Source organism: Streptomyces sp. NPDC002265 (assembly GCF_040296125.1).
Taxonomy (GTDB): domain Bacteria; phylum Actinomycetota; class Actinomycetes; order Streptomycetales; family Streptomycetaceae; genus Streptomyces.
The window spans coordinates 20,646-27,740 of the sequence record NZ_JBEOWS010000093.1; the positions used below are offsets into that span (position 1 = coordinate 20,646).

Annotated in this window: 4 protein-coding genes; all 4 read left to right on the top strand. The window is 76.0% G+C overall.

Annotation, left to right across the window (positions count from 1 at the left end):
* Positions 1-50: 50 nt before the first annotated feature.
* Genes ABT085_RS18355 through ABT085_RS18370 form a run of 4 tightly spaced genes read left to right on the top strand, consistent with a single transcriptional unit; the run spans position 51 to position 7,077 of the window.
* A complete protein-coding gene (locus tag ABT085_RS18355) occupies positions 51-4,739 on the top strand; it encodes a type I polyketide synthase (RefSeq protein WP_502982750.1) in 4,689 nt (1,562 codons plus the stop codon).
* The gene (locus ABT085_RS18360; RefSeq protein WP_351608421.1) at positions 4,736-5,050 is read left to right on the top strand and encodes an acyl carrier protein; all 315 of its coding nucleotides are present in this window, start codon (positions 4,736-4,738) and stop codon (positions 5,048-5,050) included. The genes ABT085_RS18355 and ABT085_RS18360 overlap by 4 nt, the downstream gene beginning before the upstream one ends.
* A 3-nt stretch (positions 5,051-5,053) precedes the next feature.
* Entirely contained in the window at positions 5,054-5,875 is an 822-nt protein-coding gene (locus ABT085_RS18365) for an alpha/beta fold hydrolase (RefSeq protein WP_351608424.1), read from the top strand.
* On the top strand, positions 5,872-7,077 hold the full coding sequence (locus ABT085_RS18370; protein WP_351608427.1) for a glycosyltransferase: 1,206 nt from the start codon (positions 5,872-5,874) through the stop codon (positions 7,075-7,077). Before ABT085_RS18365 ends, ABT085_RS18370 begins: the two co-directional genes overlap by 4 nt.
* Positions 7,078-7,095 lie beyond the last annotated feature (18 nt).

Here is a 7,095-nt window from a genome sequence, read left to right on the forward strand (position 1 = left end):
GGGCCGCGGTGACGGGTCCCGCGCAGGGTCCGGCGGTCGCCATCGTCGGCATGTCGGTACTGCTGCCCGGCGCCCCGGACCTGGACGCGTACTGGCGCAACCTGCGGGACGGCGTGGACGCGATCGGCGAGGTGCCGCGGGACCGGTGGGACGTCGACTACTACCGTCCCGGCACCGCGTCCGCACCGGCCGTCGCCGACCAGGTGTACTGCCGCCGGGGCGGGTTCGTGGACGCACTGGCCGAGGTGGAGGTGACCCGGTTCGGGATCATGCCGAACTCGGTGGCCGGCACCGAGCCCGACCAGCTCATCGCGCTGCACGTGGCCGCCGCCGCCCTCGCGGACGCGGGCGGCACGGACCGGCTGCCCGACCGGCGGCGGGTCGGTGTCGTCCTCGGCCGGGGCGGCTATCTCACCCCCGGACTGGTCCGGCTCGACCAGCGGGTGCGCACGGCCGGACAGCTGGTACGCACCCTCGGCGAACTGCTCCCCGACCTGACGGATGATCAACTTCGGCTTGTGCGGGCGGCTTTCACCGACCGACTCGGGCCGGACAGCCCGGAGTCGGCGATCGGTCTGGTGCCCAACCTGGCAGCCTCGCGGGTGGCCAACCGGCTCGACCTGCGCGGCCCGGCCTACACCGTGGACGCCGCCTGCGCCTCCTCGCTGGTCGCGGTCGACCAGGCGGTGGGCGAGCTCGCCTCGGGCCGCTGCGACCTGATGCTCGCCGGAGGCGTCCACCACTGCCACGACATCACGCTGTGGAGCGTCTTCTCCCAGCTGCGCGCCCTCTCCCCCAGCGAGCGCATCCGCCCCTTCCACCGGGACGCCGACGGCATCCTCGTCGGCGAGGGCACCGGCGTCGTCGTACTGAAGCGGCTGGCCGACGCCCGGCGCGACGGCGACCGCGTCTACGCGGTGATCCGGGGCACCGGGGTGGCGAGCGACGGCCGGACCGGGGGTCTGGTCAACCCCGATCCCGGCGGTCAGGCGAGCGCCGTGCGGCAGGCGTGGCTGGCCGCCGGACTCGACCCGGCCGCGCCCGGCTCGGTCGGGCTGCTGGAGGCGCACGGCACCGCGACCCCGGCCGGCGACCGGGCCGAACTGGCCACGCTCGGCGCGGTGTTCGGTCCGCCCGAGGGATCCGGGGCGGAGCGCGCGGTGCTCGGCTCGGTGAAGTCGATGATCGGGCACACCATGCCCGCCGCCGGGGTGGCCGGGCTGGTCAAGGCCGCCCTCGCGGTGCACCACGCGACGCTGCTGCCGACCCTGCACTGCGAGGACCCGCATCCGGCGCTGGCCGCGACCCGCTTCCGTACGCTGGAGAAGGCCGTCCCCTGGGAGACCTCGCCCGGCCGGCCGCCGCGGCGGGCCGCCGTGAACGCCTTCGGCTTCGGCGGGATCAACGCGCACGTGGTGCTGGAGGAGGAACCGGCGCCCGGCGCGACGGCGCACGCCCCCAAGGCCGGGCGCGCGGTCGTACCGAAGGCCGGGCGCGCGGTCGTGCGGGTCGCCGAACCCGAGCGGGTCCTGCTGCTCGCCGCCGACGGACCCGAGCCGCTCGCCGCCCTCCTGGACACCGCCGACGACTCGGTACGCGCGGCCGGCCTAGACCCCGCGCTGCCGCATCCCGCCGCGGGCCGGGCCCGGCTCGCCGTCGTCGACCCGACCGCGAAGCGGCTGGCCGTGGCCCGCCGGGCGGTCGGCCGGGGCCGCCCCTGGCACGGCCGGGGCGACGTCTGGTTCCGGCCCGGCCCGCTGCTCGGCCCCGGCCACGGCAGACTCGCCTTCGTCTTCCCCGGCCTGGAGGGCGAGTTCACCCCGCGCGTCGACGACGTGGCCGCGCACTTCGGGCTGCCCGGTGCGACGCCCGGCGGCGACGGCGTCGCCGACGTGGGCCGGCACGGCCTCGGCGTGGTCGCCGTAGGGCGCCTGCTCGACGCCGCCCTGCGCCGCACGGGCGTCGTGCCGGACGCGGTCGCGGGGCACAGCATCGGCGAGTGGACCGCGATGACGGTGTCCGGGCTGTACTCCGGGGACGAGGTCGACGCCTTCATGGCCGACTTCGACGCGGACTCGGTGACGGTGCCGGGCCTGGCCTTCGGCGCCGTCGGCGCCCCCGCGCAGCGGGTGCTGGCCGCCCTGGAGCAGGAGTGGGCGGGCGCCGGTCTGGTGCTCTCCCACGACAACGCGCCGGGCCAGTCGATGGTGTGCGGACCGGACGCGGCGGTCGAGGCGTTCGTACGGTCGTTCCGGGCGCGCGGTGTGCTCGGCCGGGTGCTGCCGTTCCGGTCCGGCTTCCACACGCCGATGCTGGCGCCGTACCTCGGGCCGATCAGACAGGCGGCGCAGCGCTTCCGGCTGCATCCGGCGACGGTCCCGGTGTGGTCGGGGACGACCGCGGCGCCGTTCCCCGAGCGGGAGACGGAGGTGCGTGAGCTGTTCGTCCGGCATCTGCTGGAGCCCGTACGCTTCCGGCAGTTGACCGAGGCCCTGTACGCGGCGGGGCACCGCACGTTCGTCCAGGTGGGGCCCGGGCAGCTCGGGTCGCTCGTGGGCGACACCCTGGCCGGCCGCGACCATCTGGCCGTGGCCGCCAACTCCCCGCACCGCACGGGCCTCGCCCAGTTGCGCCGGGTGGCGGCGGCGCTGTGGACGGCGGGGGCGGCCGTGGCCCCCGCCCTGCCGACCGGGACCGGGCCGGGCACCACCGCCGGAGCCGGACCGGGGTCCGCCGTCGGAACCGGGACCCGTACGGGCACCGGCGTCGGCCCGCTGTCGTCGCGGCCGGCCGTGCGGCTCGACCTCGGCGGGGCGCTGATCTCGCTCGACGGCCCGGAACTGACGCGCCTGCGCGCCGAGTTACGGGCGACTCCCGCGGCCCCCGGCGCGGCCACCCGGTCCGTGCTGGGCACGCTCACCGACCGGTTCCCCGCCGCGGCCGAGCTGGACGCCCTGCTGCGCGACACCGCGGACACGGCGGCCGCACTGATCACCGCGCGGGCCGCCCCCCGCCCCGGACCGGCCGGCCCGCCCCCTCCCCCGGCCCCCGCCTCCGCCCCGCGATCCGGGCCCGTCCCCGCCGCCGTCCCGGCCCCGATGCCCGTCACCGGGACGCGGACGCGGTCCCCGGGCGGGGCTCCCCCGGCGGCGGGCACCGGCGCACGGACGTCGGTCGTCCGCGTCTCGCCGGAGACCATGCCGTACCTGCTGGACCACTGCTTCTTCCCCCAGCGGGCCGGCTGGCCCGACGTGGCCGACCGCTGGCCGGTGGTGCCGGCGACCACGATCGTGCAGCACCTGATGGACGCGGCCGGGCAGGCGGCACCGGGCAGGGTGCCGGTCGCGGTGCACGGCGCCCGGTTCGAGGAGTGGCTCACGGCCACCCCCGCCGTCGACGTCCAGGTCACCGCCGAACCGGTGGCACCGGACCGGCTCGCCCTGTCCTTCGGCCCCCGGGCCCGCGCCACCGTGGAGCTCGCCACGGGTTATCCCGCCCCGCCGCCCGACCGGTGGCGGACCGACCCCGCGGGCGAGCGCCCGCCCGGCCACACGGCGGCCCAACTGTACGGCGAACGCTGGATGTTCCACGGCCCGGCGTTCCAGGGGGTGACCGAACTCTCCGCGCTCGGCGAGCGGCACATCCGCGGAATCATCACCGCCCCGGCCGCGCCCGGCGCCCTGCTGGACAACGTCGGCCAGCTCCTCGGCTACTGGATCATGGCGACCCGCACCGAACGGACGGTCGTGTTCCCGGTCGGGATGCGGGAGATGCGCTTCCACGGCCCGCATCCGGCCCCCGGGACGCGGGTGGCGTGTCTGGTGCGGATCACCTCGCTCACCGACACCCTGCTGGAGGCCGACGTACAGCTGACGGTGGCCGGTGCGGTGTGGGCGGAGCTGCGCGGCTGGCAGGACCGCCGGTTCGACAACGATCCGCACACCCGGCCGGTGGAGCGCTTCCCGGAGCGCAACACCCTGTCCGAGGCCCGCCCGGGGGGCTGGTCGCTGGTGCACGAACGATGGCCGGACCTGGCCTCGCGCGAGCTGATCATGCGCAACTCGCTCGGCGGGGAGGAACGTTCGGAGTACGCCAAGCATGCCCCGCGCGGCCGCCGGCAGTGGCTGCTGGGCCGGATCGCGGTCAAGGACGCCGTACGGCAGTGGCTGTGGGACCACGGCGAGGGCCCGGTGTTCCCGGCGGAGCTGCGGGTGCACAACGACGACGTGGGCCGCCCGTACGTCACCGGGGTCCACGGCCGCGAACTGCCCCCGCTGGACGTCTCGCTGGCCCATCGCGCGGAGGCGGGCGTGGCGATCGTACGGCCGCACACGCCCGCTCCCGGGCCGGGCATCGACATCGAGGAGGTCACCGACCGCGACCCGCAGGCGATGGCGAGCGTGCTCGGCGCGGACGAGCTGCGGCTGCTGCACGGGCTGTGTGCGGCCACCGGCGACTCCGAGGCCCTGTGGTTCACCCGGTTCTGGGCCGCGAAGGAGGCGGTCGCCAAGGCGGAGGGCACCGGATTCGGCGGCCGGCCAAGGGACTTCGTCGTGCTGGAGGCGTCGCCGGCCGGAGACGAGCTGACCGTCTCGGGGCGCCTGGAACGCGCGTACGCGGTGCGGTGCGCGCCGGCCGCGAACCCGCCCGGACTGACCGAGCGGGCCTATGCCGTGGCCTGGACCACGGGACCGATCGGTCCGACCGGAATCCCCCATGAGGAGGACTACGTCCGATGAACACCACCCCCCACCCCGCCGACGCGGACCTGGTCCTCGCCGACATCGCCGGACTGCTCGCCCGGCTCGTCGAGGACGAGTACGGCCTGGACGACGTCGAGATCGGCATGGCGACCACCTTCAACCGCGACCTGGAGCTGGAGAGCATCGACCTGGTGACCCTGTCGGGACTGCTGGAGGAGCGCTACGGCGGACAGGTCAACTTCGCCGAGTTCCTGGCCGGGATGGAGTTCGACGAGATCATCGAGCTCACCGTCGGGCGGCTCGTGGAGTACGTGGTGAGCAGCCTGAAGGCGGCGGGGGCGAGCTGACGCATGGCGATGGTCGACATCGGCGGACTCCGGTTGCACGTACAGCGCATCGGCCCGCGCGACGGCCGTCCGGTCACCGGCACCGCAGTGCTGGTCCACGGTCTGCTCACCGACAGCCTGGCCAGCTACTACTTCACCGTGGCCCCCGCGTTCGCGGCGGCCGGTCTCGACGTCGTCATGTACGACCTGCGGGGTCACGGCCGCAGCGAACGGCCGCCCGACGGCTACACGCTGGACCGGAGCATCGACGACCTCGGGGCGCTGCTGGACCGGCTGGAGGTGACCGGTCCCGTGCACCTGGTCGGCAACTCCTACGGCGGCACGATCGCCTTCGGCTACGCGGCCCGGTATCCCGGACGGGTGGCCAGCGTGTCCCTGATCGAGTCGGAACCGGCCACCGCCGCCTGGGCGTCGAAGCTCGGCGGGATCCTCGACCGGGTGATGACCGAGCTGGCGCACAACGAGCGCGACGCGCTGGCCTGGATCACCGCCAATCGGGGCCACAACACGGCGCGGCTGGCCCGGGGTGCGGCGCGGCTCGCCCGGGACACCACGCTCGGCAAGGACATCCCGGCGAGCCGGGTCCTGACGGAGGAGCGGATCGGCGCGGTGCGCTGTCCGGTGCTCGGTGTCTACGGGGGTGACTCCGACCTCGCCGAACTCGCGCCCTGGCTGCGGTCGTTGATGCCGGACTGCCGGACGGTGGTGATACCCGGGCACGAGCACTCGGTACTGGTGGAGGCGGCCGGGACCGTGGGCGGCCACGTCCTGGCGCTGATCCGGGGGGCCTTGGCGGCCCCGCGGCCGTGGCTCGGTGCGCGGTGAGCGGATTTCTTTTCGTGGTACCGCCGTTGGTCGGGCACATCAACCCGGCCGTCGGGGTCGCCGACCGGCTGCTCGCGCGCGGTCACCGGGTGGCGTGGGCCTGCGCCGACCCCGCACTGGTGGGGCGCCTCGCGGGTGACCGGGCCCCGGTGTTCCCGTGCGCCGGGCCGGTCCCGGGGGTGGGCGAGGCGCGGCGGCCGCCCGGTCTGCGGGGCCCGGAGGCGCTGAGGTTCCTGTGGGAGTGGTACCTGCTGCCGCTGGCCGAGGCGATGGCGCCGGGGGTGCGGGCGGCGGTCGGGGCGTTCCGTCCGGACGTGGTCGTCGCCGACCAGCAGGCGTTCGCGGGTGCGCTGGTCGCCGAGCGGGCGGGGCTGCCGTGGGCCACCTCGGCGACCACCTCGGCCGAGTTCGCCGACCCGCTGGCGGGGCTGCCGAAGGTCGGCCGGTGGCTGGCGGAGCGCCTGGCGGAGCTGCGCGCGTCCGTCGGGGACCCGGCCTGCGACACCGATCCGCGATTCTCGCCATATCTGGTGCTGGCGTTCAGCACGGCGGAGTTCGCCGGTCCGTCGGCGGCCGCGCGGGGCGGCCCGGTCCACTGGGTCGGCCCGTCGGTCACGGCCCGGGCGGAGCGGCTCTCCGCCTTCCCCTGGGAGTGGCTCGACCCCGGACGGGCCACGGTGCTGGTGACCCTGGGCACCGCGAACACGGACGCCGGCGGGCGTTTCCTCGCCGTCTGCCGGGAGGCCCTGCGCGAACGGGCCGACCGGGTCCAGGCGGTCGTCGTCGACCCGGCGGGCACCCTGGGCGCGGACGCCGGCGCAGCCGGGAGCAGCCAGGACAAGGATCTGCTGGTGCTGCCCTCCGTGCCCCAACTCGCCCTGCTCGAAAGGGTGGACGCCGTGGTCTGCCACGCCGGTCACAACACCGTGTGCGAGGCGCTGTGGCACGGGGTCCCGCTCGTGGTGGCGCCCATCCGCGACGACCAGCCGGTGGTGGCCGGGCAGGTGGTGGACGCGGGAGCGGGCGTCCGGGTCAGGTTCGGGCGGGTGACCGCCGCCCGGCTGGGCGCCGCGCTCGACTCCGTACTGCACGACCCCGGGCACCGTGCCGCCGCCGAGCGGATCGGTACGGCCTTCCGCGCCGCCGGGGGCGCCCCCGCGGCGGCGGACCGTCTCGAACAACTCGCCAGGGAGAGCCGTTGACTTCCTCCCCCTCCTGAA